The 22,609-nt window shown below is 40.2% G+C and carries 22 protein-coding genes; 14 read left to right on the top strand and 8 right to left on the bottom strand.

From position 1 onward, the window contains the following. Positions 1 to 110 precede the first annotated feature (110 nt). From HXT24_RS01105 to HXT24_RS01085, 5 genes are all read left to right on the top strand, one after another. Positions 111 to 1,013 (top strand): efflux RND transporter periplasmic adaptor subunit, encoded by a 903-nt coding sequence (locus HXT24_RS01105; protein WP_422119470.1) that lies wholly within the window; start codon positions 111 to 113, stop codon positions 1,011 to 1,013. Then, positions 1,010 to 1,720, top strand: coding sequence for an ABC transporter ATP-binding protein (locus HXT24_RS01100; protein WP_422119469.1), 711 nt, complete (start codon positions 1,010 to 1,012; stop codon positions 1,718 to 1,720). Before HXT24_RS01105 ends, HXT24_RS01100 begins: the two co-directional genes overlap by 4 nt. Continuing rightward, positions 1,704 to 2,915, top strand: coding sequence for an ABC transporter permease (locus tag HXT24_RS01095; protein WP_422119468.1), 1,212 nt, complete (start codon positions 1,704 to 1,706; stop codon positions 2,913 to 2,915). The genes HXT24_RS01100 and HXT24_RS01095 overlap by 17 nt, the downstream gene beginning before the upstream one ends. A gap of 27 nt (positions 2,916 to 2,942) precedes the next feature. Continuing rightward, positions 2,943 to 3,467: a hypothetical protein gene (locus tag HXT24_RS01090; protein ID WP_020761634.1), complete on the top strand. Its 525-nt coding sequence runs from the start codon at positions 2,943 to 2,945 to the stop codon at positions 3,465 to 3,467. A gap of 115 nt (positions 3,468 to 3,582) precedes the next feature. Continuing rightward, on the top strand, positions 3,583 to 3,984 hold the full coding sequence (locus tag HXT24_RS01085; protein WP_415685973.1) for an XRE family transcriptional regulator: 402 nt from the start codon (positions 3,583 to 3,585) through the stop codon (positions 3,982 to 3,984). 181 nt (positions 3,985 to 4,165) lie between these two features. On the opposite strand, the gene HXT24_RS01080 is transcribed toward HXT24_RS01085, so the two are convergent. The 5 genes from HXT24_RS01080 to HXT24_RS01060 form a co-directional block, all read right to left on the bottom strand. After that, positions 4,166 to 4,537, bottom strand: coding sequence for a hypothetical protein (locus tag HXT24_RS01080; protein ID WP_004112863.1), 372 nt, complete (start codon positions 4,535 to 4,537; stop codon positions 4,166 to 4,168). Positions 4,538 to 4,698: 161 nt separating this feature from the next. After that, positions 4,699 to 5,859, bottom strand: coding sequence for a histidine kinase (locus HXT24_RS01075; RefSeq protein ID WP_422119467.1), 1,161 nt, complete (start codon positions 5,857 to 5,859; stop codon positions 4,699 to 4,701). Then, on the bottom strand, positions 5,856 to 6,527 hold the full coding sequence (locus HXT24_RS01070) for a response regulator transcription factor (protein ID WP_004124174.1): 672 nt from the start codon (positions 6,525 to 6,527) through the stop codon (positions 5,856 to 5,858). The genes HXT24_RS01075 and HXT24_RS01070 overlap by 4 nt, the downstream gene beginning before the upstream one ends. Before the next feature lie 256 nt (positions 6,528 to 6,783). Beyond that, the gene (locus tag HXT24_RS01065; protein WP_422119466.1) at positions 6,784 to 8,046 is read right to left on the bottom strand and encodes an MFS transporter; all 1,263 of its coding nucleotides are present in this window, start codon (positions 8,044 to 8,046) and stop codon (positions 6,784 to 6,786) included. A gap of 291 nt (positions 8,047 to 8,337) precedes the next feature. Beyond that, positions 8,338 to 9,768 carry an ATP-binding protein gene (locus HXT24_RS01060; protein WP_422119465.1) on the bottom strand — a complete coding sequence of 477 codons (1,431 nt, stop codon included), beginning with the start codon at positions 9,766 to 9,768 and terminating at the stop codon, positions 8,338 to 8,340. Between the two features lie 554 nt (positions 9,769 to 10,322). On the opposite strand from HXT24_RS01060, the gene HXT24_RS01055 reads away from it, so the two are divergent. The 6 genes from HXT24_RS01055 to HXT24_RS01030 all read left to right on the top strand — a co-directional run bounded on the left by HXT24_RS01055 (position 10,323) and on the right by HXT24_RS01030 (position 16,238). Continuing rightward, on the top strand, positions 10,323 to 10,448 hold the full coding sequence (locus HXT24_RS01055) for a hypothetical protein (protein ID WP_422119464.1): 126 nt from the start codon (positions 10,323 to 10,325) through the stop codon (positions 10,446 to 10,448). Positions 10,449 to 10,655: 207 nt separating this feature from the next. After that, positions 10,656 to 11,927, top strand: a complete 1,272-nt coding sequence (locus HXT24_RS01050; protein ID WP_004138403.1) for an ABC transporter substrate-binding protein — start codon at positions 10,656 to 10,658, stop codon at positions 11,925 to 11,927. Positions 11,928 to 12,011: 84 nt separating this feature from the next. Further along, positions 12,012 to 12,917: a carbohydrate ABC transporter permease gene (locus HXT24_RS01045; protein WP_422119463.1), complete on the top strand. Its 906-nt coding sequence runs from the start codon at positions 12,012 to 12,014 to the stop codon at positions 12,915 to 12,917. Next, complete coding sequence (locus tag HXT24_RS01040; RefSeq protein ID WP_422119462.1) at positions 12,917 to 13,738, top strand: carbohydrate ABC transporter permease; 822 nt, start codon at positions 12,917 to 12,919, stop codon at positions 13,736 to 13,738. The genes HXT24_RS01045 and HXT24_RS01040 overlap by 1 nt, the downstream gene beginning before the upstream one ends. A gap of 32 nt (positions 13,739 to 13,770) precedes the next feature. After that, the gene (locus HXT24_RS01035; protein ID WP_422119461.1) at positions 13,771 to 15,150 is read left to right on the top strand and encodes a glycoside hydrolase family 13 protein; all 1,380 of its coding nucleotides are present in this window, start codon (positions 13,771 to 13,773) and stop codon (positions 15,148 to 15,150) included. Between the two features lie 29 nt (positions 15,151 to 15,179). After that, complete coding sequence (locus tag HXT24_RS01030) at positions 15,180 to 16,238, top strand: LacI family DNA-binding transcriptional regulator (RefSeq protein WP_048730994.1); 1,059 nt, start codon at positions 15,180 to 15,182, stop codon at positions 16,236 to 16,238. 143 nt (positions 16,239 to 16,381) lie between these two features. Here the strand turns inward: HXT24_RS01030 and HXT24_RS01025 are convergent, their stop codons facing one another. Beyond that, the gene (locus HXT24_RS01025) at positions 16,382 to 17,911 is read right to left on the bottom strand and encodes an aminotransferase class I/II-fold pyridoxal phosphate-dependent enzyme (protein WP_422119460.1); all 1,530 of its coding nucleotides are present in this window, start codon (positions 17,909 to 17,911) and stop codon (positions 16,382 to 16,384) included. A 482-nt stretch (positions 17,912 to 18,393) separates the two neighbouring features. On the opposite strand from HXT24_RS01025, the gene HXT24_RS01020 reads away from it, so the two are divergent. After that, positions 18,394 to 18,660, top strand: coding sequence for a hypothetical protein (locus HXT24_RS01020; RefSeq protein WP_004138399.1), 267 nt, complete (start codon positions 18,394 to 18,396; stop codon positions 18,658 to 18,660). Positions 18,661 to 18,707: 47 nt separating this feature from the next. On the opposite strand, the gene HXT24_RS01015 is transcribed toward HXT24_RS01020, so the two are convergent. Both HXT24_RS01015 and HXT24_RS01010 read right to left on the bottom strand, forming a co-directional pair. Further along, positions 18,708 to 19,523 carry a nitroreductase family protein gene (locus HXT24_RS01015; protein ID WP_422119459.1) on the bottom strand — a complete coding sequence of 272 codons (816 nt, stop codon included), beginning with the start codon at positions 19,521 to 19,523 and terminating at the stop codon, positions 18,708 to 18,710. 73 nt (positions 19,524 to 19,596) lie between these two features. Next, positions 19,597 to 20,094, bottom strand: a complete 498-nt coding sequence (locus HXT24_RS01010; RefSeq protein ID WP_422119458.1) for a hypothetical protein — start codon at positions 20,092 to 20,094, stop codon at positions 19,597 to 19,599. A gap of 183 nt (positions 20,095 to 20,277) precedes the next feature. Here HXT24_RS01010 and HXT24_RS01005 point away from each other — a divergent pair, with 183 nt between their 5' ends. Together HXT24_RS01005 and HXT24_RS01000 are read left to right on the top strand one after the other, a co-directional pair. Next, positions 20,278 to 21,036, top strand: a complete 759-nt coding sequence (locus HXT24_RS01005; RefSeq protein WP_020761641.1) for a histidine phosphatase family protein — start codon at positions 20,278 to 20,280, stop codon at positions 21,034 to 21,036. Between the two features lie 154 nt (positions 21,037 to 21,190). Next, positions 21,191 to 22,534, top strand: a complete 1,344-nt coding sequence (locus tag HXT24_RS01000; RefSeq protein WP_004138370.1) for an ABC transporter substrate-binding protein — start codon at positions 21,191 to 21,193, stop codon at positions 22,532 to 22,534. The last annotated feature ends 75 nt before the right edge of the window (positions 22,535 to 22,609 follow it).

The following is a 22,609-nucleotide window of genomic DNA, read 5'->3' as shown; positions in this document are numbered from 1 at the left end:
AAAAGCATTAATTGTAGCATTATCAAGCACTTTATTTTGGATCAGTTTGAGAGGCTTGTTTCGACGCATACTATGTGTCTACGAGTTTGGCGAGTAAGGAGATTTGTGTTATGCGTAAGTTTACGAAAGTACTCTTGCTTGCTGCTCTGCCAGTGTGTTTGCTTACTGCATGCTCTGGTAGAGCAGTTGATAATAGTCAACAGCAGGCATCACATGATTCAGTTCCACTTGTTTCAGTCAAAAAACAGCCTTTAACACAAGTTGTGTCGGGTAAAGCAGCAATAGAACAATCATCTACCTTTGTTATCACTGCTGTAAGTAGAGGGAATTTTTCTCCATCGGTAAAAGCAGGAAGTGCTGTAAAAGCTGGAAGTGTTCTAGGCTACAATGCTGGTAACAAAATTATTGCTCCCGTAGACGCTAAAGTTGTGTCAGTAGCTGAATCATCTGCGGACGTGCCTAAATCTTTCCCACTATTCACTCTTAAATATGAAGGTTTTTCAATAAGCCTTAATGCAAAAGCTTTACTTCGTTCTGCGGATATTGCAGATGTTAAAGGTCGCTTCCAAGTTGAAGACGGTGTTGGACCAACCAATTGTTTGCAAATAGTACAAAGCGGTGGAACTTCTACCGATATTGCAGCCTCAGGTAGTAGCAAGAATGATAGCGCTGATTCGACTCAAACAGATGAGTCGAGTTCGCAAAATGCACCCAGTGTATCGTCAAAAGTTTTAACGTGTTTAATAGATAAAAGCGCAGAAGTAGAATCAGGTCAAAATGCGACGCTTGTTTTTAATGGCAAGCATAAACAATCAGTTCTAACACTGCCCGTTAGCGCGGTTGCTGGAAGAGTTCAAAAAGGCTTAGTCTCATACAAGAAAGGCGATAATTGGGAGCATAAAGAAGTTGGTCTTGGAATCAGTGACGGCGCTAATATTGAAATTACGTCTGGCTTGCATGAGGGGGATGTCGTAGCAGGTGTTTCTCCTGATCTCATTCCAGGAGTGCAATGATTATGGAGAACAATCCTGTTCCACTGGTTGAACTACAAGATGTGTCAGCGCGTGTAAAACTAGGCAATGGCGAATGGCTTACCACTGTCAACTCTGTTTCTATGCTACTTAATCAAGGTGAAACATACGCGGTAGTTGGCAGGTCTGGATCTGGCAAAACGAGTCTTATTTCTATTATTGGATTTTTGAATAAAAATTTTACTGGAAAATACTATTATTCTGGCAAGTCAATCCAAAAGTGTAGTGATAGTACAGTATCGCATATGCGCGCTCGAAATATTGGTTTTGTTTTTCAAAACTATTCTCTCATTAAGCATTTAAGTATTAGAGAAAATGTTGAGTTACCGCTTTTATACGCAGGACTACAACAAAGCAAGCAGACAAGAAGAAAAACGATAGAAGAAGCATTATGTGATGTTGGATTGCAAGATAAACTAAACGAATACCCTGGAAGGCTATCAGGCGGTGAACAGCAGAGAGTTGCGATAGCGCGTGCTCTCGTCACTAATCCCGAATTACTTATTTGCGATGAGCCAACTGGTGCGCTCGATAGTAGTACGGGAGAAAAAGTGCTTCAAGTGTTGCATGATCGTGTTCAAGAATCTGGAACAACATTACTATTAGTCACTCATGATATGAAAGTGGCTCGTTCTTGCTCTCACATTTTTACTATGGAAGGCGGTGTTCTTTATGATCATGCTGCTTAAAGATTTGCGCCTGTCTCCTATGAGATCCTTCCTCACAGGTTTTTCAATGTTTATCGGCATCATTGCCGTTATTGCGTCAGTGCTTATCGGCACGGTTGGTAAGGACTATCTTATTGCAACTAACGAACAGCTAAACGGTCGTAGACCAACATACGAGATTACTTTTTCAGCACAAAATTTTGACGAATATTCAGTATTTAACAAATTCTTAAATCGCATTGAATCCGCAAACCGTAACGCTAACGTTATGCTACAACCAAACACTGGACTACTGTTTAGCGCTTCTATGCCAGCCTCGAATAGCGTAAAAATAAGCAAAGAAGATAAGACCAGCAATCTTCAATATGTTGACGCTGTTTACACTACGGCAGGATACAACAAAGTTTATAACTTACCTATTGTAAGTGGAAGATGGTTTAGTAATAGCGCTAAAAGCAACGCATTAGAAATGGTAGTAAACCAATCTGCTAGCAAAAGATACAAGATTGGTGAAGTAGCATTTATTACTTCTCGCAAAACAACACAAATGAGTTCTATAAGGATTGTTGGAGTTGTGAACGATGGCGTAGACTCAGCGAAAGTATACGTGAATATTCTAGGATTATTACGTTATGCTCCAACTCTTTGGGAATATTCTGGAAAAGAAGCTCAAGGCTCAATCTACTGGTTGAATAAAGAAAATCGTTCTCAAAAATCAATTAAATCTTATGTTTCAGATGCTCTTTACGACTGTTGTGGTGGGCAAGTAAACGAAATTAGAAGACATGATAATAGTGATGATTACGAGAATGTTATAACAGTATTGCAATTAAGTTTTGCTATCGTAGCAGCATTATTGCTTTTTGTTTCCGCGCTAGGTTTAATCAATATTGGTTTAGCATCGTTGGAGCAGCGCACGCATGAACTGCTTATACGCAGAGCCTTGGGTGCTACTAGATGGTCGATTGCTTCACTCGTGTTAGGCAGTGCGATTATTTTAGCGCTGATAGTTTCGATTGCTGCTGTCGCTGTTTCTTTTGGCCTTGTGTCTATAGCATCAAGTTTTTGGGATGCAGCAAGCCCAGTTAGTCCGCCAGTTTACCCATATGAAGCCGCTATTGGAGCTGTTATTGCGGCTTTTATTACAGCGCTTGCTGGAAGTGTGGTGCCGGCAATAAAAGCATCACGTTTACAACCAGCATTAGCATTGCGTTAATTTTCAAAAAATAAGAAAGAAGGAATAATGAATAATCATACTATTGGTAAAGCAACTCTTATTGTTGGTGTGCTTAGTGCGCTTCTTATGTTTAATGCGTGTGGAGGAATAGGCAACAATAATGCGAGTGGTGTGGGTGGTGCGCGCTCGCAAAATAGTTCGCCGAGAGAGACTGTTGATTTTGCTCATATAGAGAAGGAATATCAGGAATCTGTGGCAAAGCTTAGTTGGCCTGAAAAATATAAAGCTCCTGCAAACTTGGTTGGAGAAGAAAAAGACGGTCAGTTCCAGAGTGGATATGGTGATACGCAAGCATCTAATTATTATCAGTGTGCTTGGGAGCGGCAATGGTTAGACACGTATGCTAGTGATGAACAAGCGGCAAGTAAAGCTTTGCATGAGCTTGAAAAAGTGCCTAGTATGCCGTTTATGGGTCCAGACCGTTGTGATGATGCAACGCGAAACTTTTTCAAAGAGCACATGCGTAAAGCAAAACTAGGAGATCCGTCAGGATTCCAACAGGATGTGCAAACTAATTGTCCTGTGATGTAATTGCATTTATAGCTTTATTGTGCTGATTTTGTATGCAATGCCTATTTATTGAATTGATAAATAGGCATATACTTATATGTTTGAAGCGAAAAGAGTTGGAGAAAAGACTTAATCAATGAGTGCTACTGAGCATGATAATGCAACGACTTGTTTACAAATGGTGACCGCTATAGCTCGCAGATGCGATGGCTGGTGGGTTATAGAAGTGTCAGAAATACCAGGATTATTTACTCAAGTACGTAGGCTTGATCAGGTTGCAGCAATGGTAAAAGACGCTGCTGCAACTTTAAATGTTGAAGTCAATGGCGTGAAAGTAACTCCGAAACTTAGTGAGCAAGATGAGCTTATGCTTCAGCGCATGCTAGATGCAAAATCTGCAGCTATAAAAACTCAAGAAGAAGCGTCTATGCTTATGCGTGAAACGGTTCACCTACTAAGGAATCAGGGATTGACGGTTCGTGATGTTGCAGAGCTTACTGGGGTTACTCCGCAGCGAATAAGTTCGCTTAAAGCTTAGTAACTTAATGCGATATGGTTGAGATTATGTGCAAATAAATTGTTCAGTAACGTATAAACTCTATGCAAAATAAATCATTAACAGATAAATAGTCAAAGGCCAAGCCGTAGGATACATGGCTACAGCTTGACCTTTGAAAATTGTGATATGTTTTTATATTAAAATTCGCAGTCTAATGCTTTTACTTATTTTTGGCTATGCCAAGAGCTTTTGAACTTTCATCCTTATCAAGGCCTATAAATAGAAGCACAATTATACCAATAATCAGCGGAACATAACCGTATCCAGATCCGTGGATTATGCCGAATATTTCCATAAGCCCATTTGCTATTACAGCTAGTGAGGATACGATAAAATATAGTTGCGCGCACCACGGTTTTTTAATGAGAAACATGGTTGCAAGGCCAAATAATCCAGCGATAATTTGAGGCACTCCCCATAGATAATCATTACGCATTACAATCAGCGCAATTCCGCTAGCAAGAAATACACCATTGGCTATTGTCCAAAATACGGATGGAATTTGTGCTTTTGTATCTTCTAAATTACTCATATTCTTCTCTTTCTAATACAAGAAAATAATTGTGTATATCAAACCTTTACAACTTATAAATTAATGGCGTGCTAAAAGGTAAACAATATCTTGTCTAGGAAAACCTTTACAAATAATTACTATCTAAAACTGCTTAAGATTCATTAATCTTTTAAACTGAATCAGTAAGCCATACTATCTATACAGTTATGTTCATTTTTGAAAGGAATAACTGCATTACATTCCCAATACTTACCAAAGGCTCGAAAATAGAGTGAACCGCCTAAATGCTTTATGGTATCGCGATGAAGCAGAAGTCCTTTTTGAGATACTGAGCGAATTGCATCTTTACTTTTCCCGCCCAAAAATCGAACATTGAACTGTTTTATAACAATTTGTTTTTCGCGTATCGAAATTCTGATGTAATAAACTAAAGAAGCATATTTTCGCATGTTCAAATATAGCTCTTCGATTAATTCAATAACTTCACAGATGATTTCATCTCTAATGTCTTCAGGAATATCGTTACTAGATATATTGCATATGGATCTTCCTTTTAATCCACATGATTCATTGATTGAATCGTTCATTTGTAGCGTATCTTCAATGCGCTGAATGAACTCGCTTCGAGCATCATGCTTAGCAGTATTTCCACGTAGAATGTCGATAATATTATGACCTTCTTCAAAAGCCTGATCTGCCAAATCATTTATTTCTTCAATAGCTTCTCGTTGCTTTTTAGAAATAGACTTGTCAAGTAATGCTATTTTACTTTGTAGTGCAATATCTGCAATCTTATTAGTTAATTTATCGTGCATTCGCACAGCCAAATTAAGATTATTAATTGTTTGCTTGTCTTTTTCATAAAGAACCATTTTTTGGTGATAAATGCGCAAAATAATACCAGTGCAAACGCAAAATATATTTATTAAAAGGTAAGCAATAAGATACTTGAAAGACAAAGTTGATAGGTATCGGTATGCAACGTAGTGTAATGCATCTAGTACTAAGAATAAAGGTAGTGTAAATTGAATCGGATATAAATATGAAATAAAAACAAATGATATGATGAGCCCGAAAGTTACTGGTGGAAGATTCAGACTAGGAATAACAAGAATGCTGAGGTGCACAAAAATATAGCACATGCTCATAAAATGCGGGAGCAAGCAAAGGAACAGATTCATAGCAGCAAGAATCATGTAAACTATAACAAGTTGTATTGTGCTATTGTCGCTATTTGAGTAAATATATGCATCCATTGCGCTCGACAAACATCCCAATAGTAAAAATGTTTTATTGTCAATAAGCTTTTCTCGCAAACGACGCATTAAGAAAATAATCATTGTGTATCATTTCCTAAATATTCATCATGCAGCCATGTGGTAATAAGTTGTGAACGATTCGTCACATTCAACTTTTTGAACACGCGACGAAGGATAGTTTCCACAGTACAAGTTTCAACAAATAAACGTTTAGCGATTTGCGCATTGGTCATGCCTTTACTGCACAACTTTACAATTTCAGTCTCATGATCCGTTAAAGCAAGGCGTCCCTTTTTTGGCTTATTTTGCAAACGTTGAAATGCTGTCATCGTGTCGTCAAAATGAATATCACCTATTATTTGCGGCTTGAACGCTCCCTGGATAATACTGCTGAGCATGGCGCAAATAGTTTCTGGGTGGTTTTTCCCAACAATGCCTTGCGCGCCTGCTGCCGATGCTTTTAATGCATAATCGTTGATAGGAAATGAAGTTATAGCAATTATTATTGGGAATGAATGTCTTCTTCGCAATTCGTATAATATTTTAATTCCCGAGACCCCAGACATATACATGTCAATTAGCAGCACGTCTGGGCATTGATTTTGACAAAACTGAATTGCTTGATCGGCACATGTTGACAACCAGCAAATATTGCAGGACGGAACAACCTGTTCAATATATGTTTTTAGGCCGTGTAGACAAAAACAATCATCGTCGACAATGCCAACAGTAATATGCTTTGCTATCATACTGCTCCTTTAGAAAAGCATTATTTAAGTAATAATAGTACTTGAATTTGTATGATGAATATCTTGTCTAGGAAAACCCTTACAAAGGGAATCTTATAAAGGTAGGCGCTGAGAGCTTATGGGGGTTACTCCGCAGCGAATAAGTTCGCTCAAATCTTAGTAACTTAATGCAATATGGTTGAGGCTTGGCGATGATGAGTGAAGAATGCCATGTGCATTTGTATGGCTTTATTGCGTTTTTGCACTAAATAGCTTGTTATATGCTTCTTTTTACCCATGTTGATGGTGTCCAATAATCTTTGGTAAGCATTGATGGGTATGTTCGTCTACGAGTTTGAATAATCCATAAGGCTATACCTGTTGAAACAAGTATTACGCCAGCTGCAATCATTATGAATAATGATGAATTTAGATTTCCCCATGCTAGTACGCTTGCATACCCCACGATAATGCCGCATTGCTCCATAATAGAAGTAAAAGTAGTAGTAGCGCCGAGAATGCGTGTTGGTATGCCGTCGAGAAGAGCTGTTTGCCCATAGACAATAGTGGCGTCAAAAATAATACCTGCAATGAAAGCAGAGCAAAGAAAAAGAGCAATCCAATTATTAAGTGCGAAAATAAGTAAAGGAATAGAAAGGAATCCAGGTAATAAAATAGAGTATAAAATCTCATAATGTAGCACAATATATTTGCATAATAGCGAACCTACAATCATGCCAATGTTAAATATGCTGACTATTGAACCCCACGTGGATGCCGAATGAAAAAGCGTGAGACAATGGTGTGCTCCCATTAGTCTGAATGCAGCAAGCCATGATCCAGATTGTAATGCTGATACTACTCCTAAGACTATTAACCATGGTGTAGATTTCATATAGTGTAGAGAAGCTGCAAAACCAGCAGTTTTATTGCTTCCTGTTTTCGTATTGTTTGCGCTATTTTGTGCTTGCTGGTTTAGATTAACTAACAGTAGAGGTAGCGCCGCTAATATCATCACAATAGCAATGCTCGTAAAGAAAATGAGCGGATTACATATATCAACAAATATGCCAGTAATCGCTGGTGCAGCAAGCCTGCTGAGATTAATCCACATACGCATGCTTGCTAAAAATTTGGTTTTTTCGCCAGTTGGTACGCTATATGCCATTAATACTTTTTGATTAGGCGAAGAAAATGCAGTAAAGAATCCGAATATTATGCCGAGTAGTGTAACCATAATAGCAATAAGATTATGCTGTGCTACTAAAGCGAAACCGTATCCAGTACACAACAAGGCAAAACAAAACGTTAGCGCTATAAACAATCTAGTTGGTGGATATTTATCTGCAATAATGCCGCCAAGCGGTGCTGCTATGCAGGTCATAAGTGCTACGGACACTGCGTTAAGCGCTGCGTGAGATAAGTCGACATGTATTAAAAGATATAGACTTACGCCAAATCTACAGCTTGTTATAAGAAAAGCATTAAGCGATAAAACGGCAATAATAAGAGTCGTGCGAATTCGTGCCGCAGCGTTCATTTCCTTCTCTTTTTTTTTCTTTCATGTTATGGATGTCTTTCATATTCTGAATGATATATGCCTCTTGATATACACCTTTTTCTGGACTGTGAGTGAGATGAGTGTTTTTTGCTGTGTTTGTTACTGTGTTTTACTCTTAACTACTCTTAACTACTCTTAACTGTGCTGAGCCTTACTATTGTATAGCTTTGTTGGGTTTTTGCTGTGTTTGTTACTGTGTTTTACTCCGAACTACTCCGAAGTACTCCGAAATACCCTTAACTACTCTTAACTGTTTGCTTTGTGCTTAATCTAATCTTTTATGCGCGCATAATATTGCTTAGGGTCACGTTTTGAGTTGCCATGCCATACAAGGGCTTGTTTGCTAGCAAGCCCCTGTAATATTTTTCTGGCGGTAGTGTCGCTCATATTAATAAGATTTGCAGCTGTTTTTACGGTAACTCGATCATTGCTATATGAATATGCGAGAATTTTTCGCTCATTCGCATTGAACTCGCCATTATTTAGTTTTTCCTCTAACTCATTTATATGATCGTCCATACGCATTTGACGCGAAGCATAGTTATTTTCTAACGTCAGCAATAAAGAGTAAGGATTTGGCTGGCTGTATTGAGGATCATTGAGATAAAATTCCGCCATTTCCTCATAAATTCTATTAATTCCTTCATTGAGTTCTCGAACCCAGCCGAAGTTAACTAACGCGCGAGCAATACGAGGATTCCTAGCGTATCGCGTATGCCGCATATTCTCTAATGTTACAATATCTGGCAAGGAACCAGGACTGAATATCTCGAATCGATCGTCAAACATGCTGACGCGAATGTAATCGCCTCTTAATGAATAATCGCGATGTGCTACGGCGTTAACAATTCCTTCAAACCAGGCAAATTCTGGATATTCTGGTACGACTTTGAATCTTCCATCGTTTCCAAGATATTCAAATTCGCGCAATTGCGCTCGTATAGCTGTTTGTGATTGGCGAATAATTGTTGGAATCGGTCCGTCAAAGGTTTGATCTTTAACAATATTCATTCGTGCGCCAGTCTCACGGTGGGTTCCTTCATATCGCAAGAATCTCAGACGAGCTTGTGGGAAATAATAGCTTGGATTTTTGCCAAACATTAGAATTGATGCGGTAGTTAGTTGACCTTGATGCATAAATCCGCGAGCTTCTAATACTTGCTGATTGGGTAAATGTTCGCAATTAAGTTGTTTTTTATATTCATTCAACAGTTGTTCATCAAGATCTGCCAGGTTAGCATCTGGAATTAGATTATCCTCGAATAATCTTTCACCTTTAGCATACTCTAATTGCTTAATTTGAGAGTAATTTTGTTTGACGCTTTTATCTCCAATTCTTAAATAAACTTCTTCACTTCGATTTTTAATAAGTCTATTCTTTGAACAATCGATATGAATGATAAATAATGCATTTTTGCCATCTTCGGATTCATAGTCTAACTTACTGTAATCGATTGAAGGCTGACCAATGATATCTTGTTGGATTGCTAGTTCGTATTCGTCTAAAGAATGTGCCTCCGTATAATTTGTGCCAGATAATTTGCCATTATCCTCGATGCCTATGGCTAATGTGCCTCCGTCTGCGTTGGCAAAGGCAATGACGTGTTTTAGTATATCTTTAGGCTTTATGCGAGCACTTTTACGATCAAAATACTGACCTTCTTTCAGGTCTTTAATCTCTTCAATCTTGCACTCTTCCATTGTTCCGCCTTAAATATCGAAGCATTACTGCGCGATTTTTATACGAATAATTCTTGTGATTACTATATCAAAAGAAGGATATAGAGAGTGTTATTCTTTCAAGGATTTGACTGGAATGCCATATGAGTAAATTAAGAGTATTTATAGCGCGCTATTAAGTACATTGTTGTTTTACTCCGAAACACCCTTAACTACTCCGAACTACTCCGAAGTGTGCTGAGCCCTACTCTCGTATAGCTTTGTTGGGTTTTCTTTGTGTTTATTGCGGTGTTTTACTCCGAAATACTCCGAAATACCCTTAACTACTCCGAAATGTATTTACTTTTGCGCTTTGTTGTTTGTACTGTGACTTGTAGTGCTGCGGTTTGCAAACAAGATATATAACTACTGGCGATAGTAGGAGAGGAAGCTGGAGAGTTTGCCCATTGCATCGCGAAGCGTTTGCAAGCGTGGCAAGTAGATAACGTGTAATTATTTTAAGGGATTGACGTCTGTTTAACAATGTAGTAAATTGATTTACAAGAGTTTAGCATTGCAGTTCAAAGGAGACTGAAATGGAAAGAATACCTAAAGGTAAAAAGTTCCAATTTAAGTCATTGCTTGATGACAAACAGTGGGTATCTAAAGATAATGTCTTCGGAGTTGGAGGGGAGGAGGTAGAAACAAGCGTGCATTTTTGATTTGGTGTCTGTGTGAACATGACATGTAGATTTATATGAGCCAGTGTTTGCGGCAATTAAAAAACTGTTTGCTTGTTATGTAGTCATACAACAAAGAATAAAAAAATTACTAGTTTGTTTTCTGATGCTTTAGAGAATAGTTCGTCACTCATTTTCTAAATGCAAAATGAGTGCAAGTTAACATATGCAGATAAAAAGAAGGTTACAATGAAGAAACTTACAAAAATATGTGCATTAATCGGTGCTGCTGCAATGATTATTAGCGCAGGTGCGTGTGGTAGTGCAAAATCATCCGACGCTAATGGCTCAACACAGCTTACCATTTGGCATTATTGGGATGGCGCTAATGCCGATACCTTTGATGCAATGGTGAAGGATTTTAATGCTTCGCATAAAAATATTAAGATTAAGACTGCGAGCGTCCCGAACTCTGATTTTATGACGAAGCTTCGTGCATCCGCTTCGTCGAAGAGCTTGCCAGATATTTCTATAAGTGATTTGGTATGGGTGCCACAGATTGCAAAAATGGGCAATTTGACTGATCTTTCTAAGGTTATCAGCTCGAAAACGCTCGATGATGTGACTCCTGCATTGATTGACTATGGTCATATTGACGGCAAACAAGTTTCTGTGCCAGTTACTGCCAATAATCTTGCGTACATGTACAACAAGGACGTTTATAAAGAAGCTGGGTTAGATCCTAACAAACCACCACAAACATGGGATGAGTTGAAGAAAGTTGCAAAGACGATCAAGGAAAAGACTGGCAAGCCAGGGTATGATTTGCTTACTCAAGCAGGAGATAACGGAGAAGGTTTAACTTGGAACTTCCAGGTCAACTTGTGGCAAGCTGGCGGCGAATTCTTGACGAAGGATAATTCTAAGGCTGCATTCAATACGCCAGAAGGCAAGAAGGCTATGAACTTCTGGATGGATCTTATAAAGAGCGGAGTGAGCCCATATGCTAAGTGGGGCGAATTTGAAAAGGGCAAGGGTGGTTCTGCTCAGGAAGGTAGCTGGATGGTTGGCATCTGGGCGCCAGATCCACCATTTGATTTCGGTGTAGCGAAAGCTCCTCATCCAAAGGATGGCAAGGAAGCGACTAATCTCGGTGGTGAACAAGCAATCGTCTTCCATAATTCTGACGCTCGTGCCAAGGCTGCTGGCGAATTCTTGAACTGGTTCTTGCAGCCAGAACAGGTGATCAAGTGGTCGCAAAAGACTGGCATGCTTCCTGTAACGAAGAGTGTTGCAAAGTCTGATAAGTATTTGGATTGGGTTAAGAAGGAACAGCCTCGTTTAATTCCGTTTGTGGAACAAATGGAGATTGCTCATACACGTCCAAATACGCCATTGTATCCAAAGATTTCCTTTGAATTTGCAAAGGCTGTGGAGAAGGCTTTCGCTGGAGAGCAGAGTGTTGACGAAGCGCTTGCGAATGCTGAAAAGGCAGTGAACGACGTGATTGCCAAAGGCTGATTGCATAAATACTGCGCCGATAGCTGGGTTAAAGGCAATGAAGTTGACTCAGCTATCGGGGTTCTTTGCATCAAGGAGTATGTAATGAAAAAACGTCATTTTCTCAAGTCTGCGCACAGGAACTACCAGAAAGATCAAGTAATATGTGCTGCGGTATTCTTGTTGCCAGCAGTGCTTATTATTGGTGGTTTCGTGCTGTACCCTGTGTTGTCTGCTGTATATATTTCACTAACATCGTGGGATGGATTCTCTCCAGAGAAGAAATTTATTGGCTTGGGAAACTATGTTCGTCTTTTCCAAGATCCTGAGTTTTTCAACAGCTTAATGGTAACGGTTATTTATGCTGCTGGTGTATGTGTATTAAGTGTGCTGACTGGATTGTTGCTCGCGCTTTTGCTTGATGCGCCTATACGAGGTAGGAGTATTTATCGTAGTATTTACTTCCTTCCAGTGGTTACATCTTCTGTGGCTGCAGCCATTGTGTGGAAATATATGCTCGATCCTTCTGGATTCGTGAACAGTGTGTTGATGAAATTCAATATACACGGACCAGATTGGTTACAAAATCGCTGGCTTGCGCTTATTGCATTAATTCTTTTGACCGTGTGGAAAAATATTGGTTTTAACGCTATTTTGTATTTAACTGCGTTACAAGCATTGCCAAAAAGCGTGTATGAAGCGGCTGCATTAGATGGAGCTACTGGGTGGCAAAAATTATGGAAGATTACTTTCCCATTGCTATCTCCAATGACGTTTTTTGTAGTAGTTCAGGCATTAGTAACGAGCTTCCAATCCTTCGACCTTGCATACATGCTCACTGGTGGCGGTCCTCGCGGAGGCACGGAAGTGCTTGGCATGATGATGTATCGTGATGCGTTCAAGCTCGGTGATTTTGGCTATGGAACAGCAATAGCGTTCATTACTCTTGCGCTAGTGCTAGGCGTGACGATGATTCAATGGAAAGTTTCTGGAGCACAAGGAGAAGAATAATGAAGTCATCATTATGGTCGCGTTTGGCGCGTCATGCGATTCTGATTTTAGGTTCAGCAACAGTAATCATTCCATTTTTGTGGATGTTCACTACTTCTTTGCAAATGCGTGCTGAAACATACACGAATACTTCAATTTTTCCTACATCATGGCATTGGGAAAACTATATTCACGCTTGGCAAGCGGCGCCGTTTGCGCAATATTATTGGAATACGCTATTGATGACGGTAGGAATTGTTGTAGGACATTTAATATTGGATGCCTTTGCCGCCTACGCTTTTGCGCGATTAGAATTTCCTTTGAAGAAAACAATATTCATTCTGCTGCTTTCTGCATTGATGATTCCTAATTTTGTGATTGTTATTCCGTCTTATGAGATAGTCGCTAATTTGGGATGGGTCGATACGCTGTATGCTTTGATTGTTCCTAGACTTGCAGATGTGTTTGGCATTATTTTACTTCGCCAATATTTTGCAACAATTCCTCGAGAGCTTGATGAGGCAGCGCGCATTGACGGTTGTGGCAGGTTTGGAATATTCTTCAAAGTAATCGTTCCATTGTCGTCCCCAGCGTTTGCGACGCTTGGTATTTTTAGTTTTCTCTTTGCGTGGAATGATTTTCTTTGGCCATTATTGGTTACGAATACGGATGAAACTCGTACAATTCAGATTGGTTTAGCATCTTTCGTAGGGCGTTACGGAACCTCTTGGAATTATTTGATGGCAGGAACTTTGACTGCAACAATACCAAGTATTATTGTGTTCCTTTTCTTCCAACGTGCGCTTGTTAGAGGAATTGCCAATACTGGTATGAAAGATTAGAAATTGTAGAAATATTAAGGATGGGGTTTATTATGTCTATACCACAGTGGTTGCCTGATGCAAGATTTTATCAGATTTTTCCTGATCGTTTCTATCGTTGTGAAGGCTACGGTATGCTAACTGAAGGTCATGTGCCGCTTGATCCATGGGATGCTGAGCCTACGCGTGAGAATTTCTTAGGTGGTAATATTGCTGGAATTACAGAAAAACTTGATTATATTCATGATTTAGGTTGCAACGCGCTCTATTTGAATCCAATTTTTTCTGCTGCAACAAATCATCGTTATGACGCAAACGATTATTTTAAAATCGATCCACTTTTAGGAACTCTTGAAGATTTCCATACATTGGTAGATGAAGCGCATAAGCGGAATATACGTATAGTACTAGATGCAGTTTTAAATCATTGTGGTAAAACTCATTGGATGTTTCAAGATGTTGTTAAAAATGAAGAGAATTCAGAATATGTTAATTATTTTTCAGTGAAAAACTTTCCAGTTAAGTCATTGCCTGTGCCTAATTATAAAACCTGTTCTGGTTGTGAATATCTACCGAAGTGGAATGTGTTTAATCCAAAGGTGCGTGAGCATCATTTTAATGTTGCGAAATATTGGATTGATCAAGGTATCGACGGTTATCGTCTTGATGTTCCATATTTTATTTATCCAGAATTTTGGCAGGATTTTAGGCAAGTTGTTAAATCAAAAAATTCAGAATTATGTTTGATAGCTGAAGAATGGAGAGACCCTGCTCAATGGTTGCAAGGAGACACTACCGATAGCACAATGAATTATACTCTGCGTGATTTAGTTTTAGGTTTTACTGCAACAAAGCGATTCAATGCATACGATTTTGTTAACGGTATTAACCGTCTGCAGGAGCGCATACCGTATGGATATCACCATGGGATGATGAATTTGTTGGGTAGTCACGATACTGAGCGTGTTTTAACTGCGCATCAAAATAATACTGAGGATTGCATAACTGCCTACTGTTGCATGTTTGCCTGCGAAGGTGCTCCGATGATTTATTACGGTGATGAACTTGGTATGGTTGGCGATAATGATCCTGGGTGCCGTTCTGGTATGCAGTGGGATAGTCTTGATACAAATGCTGAAATATTCCGTACAATTGTTCAATTAAATGCATTGCGGCGTGATCATATTGCGTTGCGGAGGGGTACGCAAAGTTGTTACGCTGTTGATGGAGATACTGTCATTATTTCGCGAGAGCATAAGGAAGAATCTCTTTTGATGATTATTTCACGTAGTAATTTATTAGAGTATAATTCATCGAAGCTACCTCAACAATTGCAAAATCATAATTGGCGAATTATAAATGGTGTAACTGTTGGAGATAGTTGGCGCCCTAATAAAGATAGTTCTATGATCGTATTGCAGGCTCAACAGTAAAAATAATGTAGAAGTAAGAAGTGTGAAGCATGGGAAAGAAAATTACAATGCAGGATATTGCTGATGCAGCGCGTGTCTCTAAATCTGCTGTCTCCTTTGCGTATAATACTCCTGATCGCTTATCGTCAGAAACTGTAGAACACATATTTTCAGTTGCAAAGGAACTAGGATATGTGCGTAATCCTGTTGCTTATATGCTGAGAACTCAAAAGACAAATAGTTTGGGATTGTTACTACCGCAGCAATTAGGTCGAGTGCTAGAAAATCCATACTATTCGGAATTTATTCAGGGTATTGGGCAAATCTGTGAGCGAGAGGGATTGACGCTTCTTTTAGTGCCTCCACTTCGTAATTCTATGTTAAAAGCAATTCCTTATGCTGCAGTTGACGGTTTTATAGTAACTGGTTTAGAAGAAGATCGTGGTGAAGTTGAAGCTCTTATGCAGCAAGGAAAGCCATTTGTGATTGTTGACAGTGAAGTACATAGCCAGGCTCCGAGTATCAATATTGATGAGTCGCGCGCTATGAAAGAATTAACTGAGCATCTTATTTCATTGGGTCATCGCAATTTTGTGGTGATTTCTCCAGAATCAGGCAATGATGATGGGTATCTTTCTTGGCATGGAACAATTCGTCGCCGTATTGATGGTGTGGTTTCTGCTTTAGAAGAGAATGGAATAGCTCCACTGGTCGATAAGAAAAATGTTATTGAAGTGCCATGTACTCGTACTGGAGGAGAAGAAGCTTTTGCACAAATAAAACAAAATAATTCTGTATTACCAACTGCATTCATCTGTTTTAGTGATGTTATTGCGTTTGGAGTAATGGATGCTGCTAGACAGTCTGGTTTGCAAATCCCACGCGATATTTCTGTTACAGGATTTGATGATATAGATGAGTCTGCATGTAGTAATCCACCGTTGACAACAGTTAAACAACCTGTCACAACTAAAGGACGTTTAGCTGCTGAATATATAGTAGAGACTTTGAATGCTGGGTATGAACGAGCATCATCCCGTCACGTATGCCTACCTATTACTGTGCTGCTGCGTGAGTCAATTGGCCCAGCAGCATCTATAAGAGAATAGGCTGCGTAGTAAATACTTGATTCCTTCCTCCTATGAAAAATATAGTGCCACGTTAAGTTTTTTTAGCGTGGCACTATATGCATAATTTCTTGAATAGGGTCAGAATTAATCGTAATTTTTTGTTTATGCAAAAATTATGATTTCTACTGGCGATAGTAGGAGAGGAAGCTGGAGAGTTTGCCCATTGCATCGCGAAGCGTTTGCAAGCGTGGCAAGTAGACTACGCGGAAGTAACCTGGAGTCTGCCAATTAAAGCCTTTTCCGTGCACAATCAGCAACTTCTGATCGCGCAGCAAATCAAGCGCAAACTGTTCGTCGTCGTGAATGTTGTATCGACTTGGATCGAGCTTTACAAACATGTAGAAAGCAGCGTCTGGTCGTTCAACGCTTACGCCATCCATCTCTTGAAGCGCGTTATAGCAATACTCGCGCTGCTCATACACGCGTCCGCCTGGCTCCAAATACTTCTCAACGCTCTGGTATCCACCCAAAGCAGTCTGAATAATCGACTGTGCAGGAACGTTCGAGCACAAGCGCATATTAGACAGCATATTAAGACCCATAATGTAGTCGCGAGCCTTGGACTTATCTCCAGAAAGGCTCATCCAGCCGATGCGGAAGCCTGCAATCATATGCGACTTAGAAAGTCCGCTAAAAGTTACGCAGAACACGTCTGGAGCAAGAGAAGCAATCGAAACATGTTTTTTGCCGTCCATAACAAGACGGTCGTAAATCTCGTCCGCAAAAATAATCAGATTAAACTCGCGCGCAATCCTAACAATCTCTTCCAAAACTTCGCGACTATACAGCACGCCCGTAGGATTATTCGGGTTAATAATCACGATTGCTTTAGTGCGAGGCGTGATTTTAGAGCGAATATCGGCAATATCTGGGTACCAATGCGACTTTTCGTCACACATGTAGTGCACAGGAGTGCCGCCAGCCAAGCTCGCGCACGCAGTCCACAGAGGATAGTCTGGGCTTGGTATAAGAATCTCGTCGCCGCAATCAAGCAGCGCTTGCATAGAAAGGTTAATCAGCTCTGAAACACCGTTTCCAGTGTAAATATCTTCCATTTGCACGCCTGGAATGCCCTTAAGTTGATCGTATTGCATAATCGCCTTGCGTGCGGAGAAAAGTCCGCGGCTATCCGAGTAGCCTTCGCAGTCAATAAGCTGCTGTTGCATGTCGTAAATCACTTCGTCTGGAGCGCGGAATCCAAAAGGCGCAGGATTTCCAATGTTGAGCTTTAAAATATGCGTTCCGTTTGCTTCCATGCGGTTTGCTTCTTCTACAACAGGGCCTCGAACGTCGTAGAGCACGTGCTCAAGTTTGGTGGATTTGTTGAAGTTTCTATGTTTGAGTGTTTCGGAAAGCTCTTCCTCTGTTAATTGGCGATTTTCCTCGTGCTGCTCGCTGCAATCTAATTGCGACTTTTGCGCGGTTTTCGCGCAAGAATGCCCACCTTTGATTCCGTAGTCGCTAATTTCAAGAATTTGTGCAAGCATATCTCGCACGTCTTTGCGAGGTTCAGTTTTGCCGCTTAAATACTGGCTTAACTGGCTTTTGCCAAGCTTATGGCCGCTTTTTGCTGCAAGCTCGATTACATCAATCTGCTTGTATCCCTTGATTTTCATGGCCTTTTTAAGGTCGTTTGCAAAATTCTGTGCCATAATCCGTCTTTCTTTATGCCATCTTATAGAAGCTCATAAAATCAGCATTCTTAAATTGAACAAACTTATAACAAAGTTCAAAATAGAAGCTATAAATTGAACTTTGAGGCGATTAAAAGACAATTTTACGCATAAAAAAGCATTTTGCAAGCCTAGAATTGAATTTATTTTGAATTTTGACCAAATTCTGGCTGAGTAATAATTAAGAATTGAACTAAAAAGACATTAAATTGAACTTATTTTGATTTGCTGGAATACGATTTTGCGCAAGCCTCAATCTTGTAGTGTGTTTGTAGCACTGCTCGAACGGGTAATCCGCGATAGCACTACTCCCGCGTTTGTCTTCCGAATTGGCTATTACGACAACAAATGCGGGAAGAAGCTGCTGACGTTGTGCCAAAAATGGGTCAAATTTTATATATTTTTGGTACATTTTTGATATATTTTCCACAAATAATTGCGCAGTTTGTTGCGGTGATACTATGGGTTACATGTATTTCTTTACTCCGCGCAGATGTGAATCTACCCAAAAAATAATGTATGCCAATAAAGGGCAGGCTCTTATGGCAGCGGATAAAAGCCTTAGAGAGCGCGGAGCAAGATTATGGGTTTATAAATGCGATTATTGCGGAAGTTGGCATTTAACGCATTCAAATCCTGCAATTCGTAAGTATTGCGATATGCGATCGCGGTTTGAAACAACCAAACCTAAGTCTAGAAAACGCGGATATAAGCCGCGTCTTCGTTAAATAATTAACGCTAAATAATTAACACTAAAAATCAGCAAATCAGTAAATCAGTACTTAAAAGTAAATCCTTGCGCGTTAAGCTGCGATTCGCAACTATGGTTTTTGGCGCCAGAATCTACAGCAAGCTTTGCGATTTGTGCGCTGAAAGCATCCACTGGCCTATCTGCATTACGTAAATCGTAGTATTTATGCACTCTTTCATCGAATTCTGCAAGTTTTTCAAGCAAAACATCATCGCTGCCAGGGTATTCATTTTCAAAGAATTGCATGCTTGAATCCATGCGCGGCTTTAACTCTGGGCTTTGGTCTGGCTTGCCAATCGCAAGCCCAAGTACTGGATACGTGTATTTTGGCAACTTCAAAAGTTCAATTAAATCTGGAATATTATTCAAAATTGAACCAAGAATTACGCAACCGAGTCCAAGCGATTCTGCTGCTGTTTCCATAGCGTGCAATGCAAGAATTGCGTCATTTTGCGACTGCGAGAATCTGTAGCCTGTTTTAAGCGTAAAGTCGCCTCCGTCTGAATCAATGCCATTTTTGCGCGCTATAGCAGCATTTCTGTGCTGATCAATAATAAAAACATACAAAAGTGGCGCTGTGGCTATATAAGTTTGATTTCCAAGTTCGGAAAGCTTTTGTTTAAGATTTTTGCTAGTGATTTTAATAGCCGACCAATCGTTTAAAAACTGACTACAAGCTGCGCGCTGTGCTGCTGCTTCCAACGTTTTTACAATATTTTCGCTAATTGGCTCGTTTTTAAAAGCGCGTATAGATCTGCGATTAAGAAGCGTCTGAATTGTTTTATTTTCTTCAATCTGTTTATCGTTATTTTGATCGTTATTTTGCTGCAGCTCTGTCATTTTATTTCCTTAAAATTATGCTACTTAAAAATATTTATGCTATTTAGACTACTTAAAATACTTGTTTTTCTTGTTATTTTCTGCGACTTTGCCTTTTCTTAATTGCAGATAGTACCGCGCGATTTGTGTATCTACCTGCAACTGTTGTTAAGATTGCGCTAAAAATCGCAAGCCCGATGTTCATGAGCAAAGAATCTTCTTGTTTATTTTGCGCGATTTTGTGCATTTTATTGTTTTTTACGTAATGCTTCCATACGATTTCTGCGACTTTACCTACGACCATTGTAACAATTGCAGGAATTGCAGATTTTGCAATCATATCTAACAAAGTGTCAGGATTTTTAAGTCTTTTTTGTCTTAATGCAATAGCTTTATCGTTAACCTTGTTTAAACGCTTAATTGTAAGATTTGAAGCGCTGCGGGTTGCGCTGTGAGACGCATTATGAGTCGCACAATAATCTGCATGTGCGTTGGAAGATTCGGTATAAAATTGACCAGAAAAGTCTTGTCGTGAATTGTGCTGCGAATCATTCCGTGAATCATATCGTGAATCATTTTGGGTTAACGTCATATTTTTATGTTAATGGTAGCGAAATACCAATTAGTAATTGACATGTAAAAGTGTTATAAAAGTGTTATAAAAGCGAGCGAATATGGCAGTGGAGCCAGTTTGTAAGTAATGGGTTTAGATTTGCGCTAAGGCACCAAGCGTAGATTTTTGACTTGTTGGCGGTGCTTAAGGTGGAGTGGATTTATGCTGAACAGTATTGACGTTGACGTTAATGGTGGTTCATTTGGCGGAGATTCGTACGAGATTCAAGATGTTCCAGCAACTTGTGGCGGAGCTCCCGAGGGTAGACTTGTTCTTTTGCGTCACGGACAAACTGTTTGGAGCGAATCAGGTCAGCATACAGGTAGAACGGATATACCGCTTACTCAAATTGGTTGTTCGCAAGCAGTTTATGCTGGTGAGCGCATTCGACAAGCATTTCCTAAGGGTTTTGATGCGGATTGCCAGTTTGTAAGCCCTCTTGTTCGTGCTCGTCAAACAGCTCAACTGGCGGGTTTTACGTATTGCACGCCGTTAGAATACGCAGCTGAATGGGATTATGGGTGTGCAGAAGGGCGAACTAGAAAAGATGTCTCCGCGTTAAGCGGAGTAGAATCATGGGATGTTTGGCGAGATGGTCCTAAGGCTCTTCCAGAGTTTATGTCGGATTCTTGTGAAGAGTCTCTTCCGAGTGGTGAAACGGTGAAAGTCGTACGCTGCAATGGGGAAAGTCTGCAGGATGTTTCTGATCGAACGCAAAAAATAATCGACTCTGTTTTGCCAAAGCTTAAAAGCGGCAAGGATGTGATTATTGTTGCACACGCGCATGTTCTTAGAATTTTAGCTATGAGGTGGTTAGGCGTTGATGCGTCTCAAGCGCGGTTGCTGCGACTAGACACTGCTCATTACAGCGCTCTTGGAACTTATAAGGGAGATCGTGTAATCGTTCGCTGGAATTGTTGATTTGTGATTGTTGCAGATTATTCGACACGCCATCATATCAACACTGCTATCGTTTGCAATATTTTTGCATTTGAGGCATAATAAAAATTGTCGAAAAGGGCACCTAGGGGTGCGGCGGCTCATAGTAGGGTCGACGGCATAGGAGAAAGGTTCGATGATGAATCGTACAATTAAGTCAACAATTGCGCTTGTAGCTTGCTCCGCGATGGCATTCGGTGCGCTCGCTGCATGTGGTTCCAGCTCTTCGGATTCTTCCGACAAGGGTAAGGTTTACTTCCTTAACTTCAAGCCAGAATCTGCTGATCAGTGGAAGGAAGTTGCTAAGGAATATACCAAGAAGACTGGTATTCCTGTAAAGGTCCAGAACGCTGCTTCTGGTACATATGAGCAGTCTCTTAAGAGTGAAATCAGCAAGGGTGATGAAGCCCCTACACTCTTCCAGGTGAATGGTCCTGTTGGATATGCGTCTTGGAAGGATTACACTGCAGATCTTAAGGATACCGAGCTTTACAAGCAGCTTCAGAACAAGGATATTGCTCTTAAGGATGGAGACAAGGTTGTTGGTGTTCCATACGCAATGGAAACTTACGGCTTGATTTACAACAAGTCTTTGTTAAAGAAGTACACTGAGCTTAAGGATGCAAAGGTAAAGTCTGCTGAAGAGATTAACTCCTTCGACAAGCTTAAGGCTGTTGCTGATGACATTCAGGCTCGTAAGGGTGAACTTGGTGTTGATGGTGCTTTCACTTCTGCTGGCTTCGATTCCAGCTCTGATTGGCGCTTTAAGACTCACCTTGCAAACATTCCTCTGTACTATGAGTTCAAGGCAGACAAGGTAACTAAGCAGCCAGCAAAGATCAAGGGCACGTTCCTTGATGGCTACAAGAAGATCTTTGATCTTTACATTACTGATTCCACCACTCCTGCAACTCAGCTCAGCTCTAAGACTGGCGAGGATGCAAACTCTGAGTTCTCGCTTGGCAAGGCTGTGTTCTATCAGAATGGTACTTGGGCTTGGACTGATTTGCAGAAGGCTGGTATGAAGGCTGAAGACCTTGGCATGCTCCCAATCTACATTGGTGCTAAGGGTGAAGAAAAGCAAGGCTTGGCTACTGGTTCCGAGAATTATTGGTGCATTAACGATAAGACTTCGGATGCAAACAAGAAGGCAACTAAGGACTTCTTGAAGTGGGTTCTTACCTCTGATTACGGCAAGGAAGCTATGTCTAAGAAGATGGGCTTCACCACTCCATTCAAGAGCTTTGCTGATATGAAGTCTGAGAATCCTTTGACTGCTGCTGCTGTTGAAGATGCTCAGTCTGGTAAGACTCCTGTAAGCTGGAACTTCACTATGATGCCATCTGACAACTGGAAGAACGATCTTGGCTCCGCTTTGCTTGAGTATGCTCAGGGCACTGGCAAGTGGGATAAGGTTAAGAGCGCCTTCGTTGACAATTGGGCTAAGGAAGTTGCTCAGACTCACGAAGATCAGGATTAATCTGAATATTGATTATTCGGCTTAAACTTGATTACAAATTAAAGTCATAATTTAAGAACATAATTTAAAATGATA

It is taken from the genome of Gardnerella sp. DNF00354 (assembly GCF_049262755.1).
In the GTDB taxonomy this organism is placed as follows: domain Bacteria; phylum Actinomycetota; class Actinomycetes; order Actinomycetales; family Bifidobacteriaceae; genus Bifidobacterium; species Bifidobacterium vaginale.
The sequence above is the reverse complement of the archived record's forward strand: the minus strand, read 5'-3'. Positions and strand labels throughout refer to the sequence as shown.

Bases quoted from the DNA above. Each gene is read 5' to 3' on its own strand.
- HXT24_RS01105 (WP_422119470.1), top strand. From the start codon at position 111: ATGCGTAAGTTTACGAAAGTACTCTTGCTTGCTGCTCTGCCAGTGTGT.
- HXT24_RS01100 (WP_422119469.1), top strand. From the start codon at position 1,010: ATGATTATGGAGAACAATCCTGTTCCACTGGTTGAACTACAAGATGTG.
- HXT24_RS01095 (WP_422119468.1), top strand. From the start codon at position 1,704: ATGATCATGCTGCTTAAAGATTTGCGCCTGTCTCCTATGAGATCCTTC.
- HXT24_RS01090 (WP_020761634.1), top strand. From the start codon at position 2,943: ATGAATAATCATACTATTGGTAAAGCAACTCTTATTGTTGGTGTGCTT.
- HXT24_RS01085 (WP_415685973.1), top strand. From the start codon at position 3,583: ATGAGTGCTACTGAGCATGATAATGCAACGACTTGTTTACAAATGGTG.
- HXT24_RS01080 (WP_004112863.1), bottom strand. From the start codon at position 4,537: ATGAGTAATTTAGAAGATACAAAAGCACAAATTCCATCCGTATTTTGG.
- HXT24_RS01075 (WP_422119467.1), bottom strand. From the start codon at position 5,859: ATGATTATTTTCTTAATGCGTCGTTTGCGAGAAAAGCTTATTGACAAT.
- HXT24_RS01070 (WP_004124174.1), bottom strand. From the start codon at position 6,527: ATGATAGCAAAGCATATTACTGTTGGCATTGTCGACGATGATTGTTTT.
- HXT24_RS01065 (WP_422119466.1), bottom strand. From the start codon at position 8,046: ATGAACGCTGCGGCACGAATTCGCACGACTCTTATTATTGCCGTTTTA.
- HXT24_RS01060 (WP_422119465.1), bottom strand. From the start codon at position 9,768: ATGGAAGAGTGCAAGATTGAAGAGATTAAAGACCTGAAAGAAGGTCAG.
- HXT24_RS01055 (WP_422119464.1), top strand. From the start codon at position 10,323: ATGGAAAGAATACCTAAAGGTAAAAAGTTCCAATTTAAGTCATTGCTT.
- HXT24_RS01050 (WP_004138403.1), top strand. From the start codon at position 10,656: ATGAAGAAACTTACAAAAATATGTGCATTAATCGGTGCTGCTGCAATG.
- HXT24_RS01045 (WP_422119463.1), top strand. From the start codon at position 12,012: ATGAAAAAACGTCATTTTCTCAAGTCTGCGCACAGGAACTACCAGAAA.
- HXT24_RS01040 (WP_422119462.1), top strand. From the start codon at position 12,917: ATGAAGTCATCATTATGGTCGCGTTTGGCGCGTCATGCGATTCTGATT.
- HXT24_RS01035 (WP_422119461.1), top strand. From the start codon at position 13,771: ATGTCTATACCACAGTGGTTGCCTGATGCAAGATTTTATCAGATTTTT.
- HXT24_RS01030 (WP_048730994.1), top strand. From the start codon at position 15,180: ATGGGAAAGAAAATTACAATGCAGGATATTGCTGATGCAGCGCGTGTC.
- HXT24_RS01025 (WP_422119460.1), bottom strand. From the start codon at position 17,911: ATGGCACAGAATTTTGCAAACGACCTTAAAAAGGCCATGAAAATCAAG.
- HXT24_RS01020 (WP_004138399.1), top strand. From the start codon at position 18,394: ATGGGTTACATGTATTTCTTTACTCCGCGCAGATGTGAATCTACCCAA.
- HXT24_RS01015 (WP_422119459.1), bottom strand. From the start codon at position 19,523: ATGACAGAGCTGCAGCAAAATAACGATCAAAATAACGATAAACAGATT.
- HXT24_RS01010 (WP_422119458.1), bottom strand. From the start codon at position 20,094: ATGACGTTAACCCAAAATGATTCACGATATGATTCACGGAATGATTCG.
- HXT24_RS01005 (WP_020761641.1), top strand. From the start codon at position 20,278: ATGCTGAACAGTATTGACGTTGACGTTAATGGTGGTTCATTTGGCGGA.
- HXT24_RS01000 (WP_004138370.1), top strand. From the start codon at position 21,191: ATGATGAATCGTACAATTAAGTCAACAATTGCGCTTGTAGCTTGCTCC.